Raw genomic sequence first — 738 nt, forward strand, 5'->3', positions numbered from 1 at the left:
AGGCTCTGATGAGCACTCCGTGTCGTTGCCGGGCTTTGAAGCTGTTGGTTGGAATGAAAGAATCATGTCAGTGCATGCCCTTGATTGCCATACAGGAAATGATTGAAGCCGGCTGAGGCGGGCGTGTTGGCATTTTGCGCGTCGTCGCGGGCGGTGTAGACCGCCTGCACCACATCCTGCGGGGTTTCGGAACTGGTGGCGGGCAGGATGACGGCGCGGCGCATCATCTCCAGCGTCTGCTGGCGCTCGGCCGCGGCCTGGTCCAGGGCGTCCTCAATGACCTGCGGATCAAAGCGCGAGGCGGAAACAAGGTTTACTTCCTGCGTGAAGGGCATATTGCGCGTGATGGCGAGCTTCCAGCCGTCAGGCAGGGGGGCGTTTTCGTGCAGGTAGGCAATTTCGCCTCCGGCAGTGTCGAGGTCCGCTGTCCATCCGGCAGCCTCAGACGTGACTCCTTTAGGTGAGGTCAGGGTGACCACAAGCTGCGAAGCGTCCCAGACCCGGAAAAAAAATGGAAAGCGCGTGGCCGCATTGTTGCCCTCATAGACGGCGCGGCTTGGGCTATAGGGCATGGTCATTCGGATATCCTCATTTTTCAGTGCATTTTTTCATTAGAGCAGATTAACTTTGAAAATATACATTTTCAAAGTTTAAAACACGCTCGCTTCGGCGTTTAACCGCGCAAATAAATTGCGCTTACGCCTTCGCGGCGGGCGTCTGCTCGCGCAGTCGCCAGAG

At 57.2% G+C, this 738-nt stretch carries 1 protein-coding gene; it reads right to left on the reverse strand.

Going from position 1 to position 738, the window contains the following annotated elements:
* Positions 1 to 62: 62 nt before the first annotated feature.
* Positions 63 to 578, reverse strand: a complete 516-nt coding sequence (locus tag V6C16_RS14660) for a hypothetical protein (RefSeq protein ID WP_333543616.1) — start codon at positions 576 to 578, stop codon at positions 63 to 65.
* Between the last annotated feature and the right edge of the window lie 160 nt (positions 579 to 738).

Origin of the sequence: Desulfovibrio sp. 1188_IL3213 (genome assembly GCF_036763145.1) — a bacterium.
Lineage (GTDB): Bacteria > Desulfobacterota > Desulfovibrionia > Desulfovibrionales > Desulfovibrionaceae > Desulfovibrio.

What these genes read in the sequence shown, in the direction of transcription:
- V6C16_RS14660 (WP_333543616.1), bottom strand. Translation starts at nt 578, where the DNA reads ATGACCATGCCCTATAGCCCAAGCCGCGCCGTCTATGAGGGCAACAAT.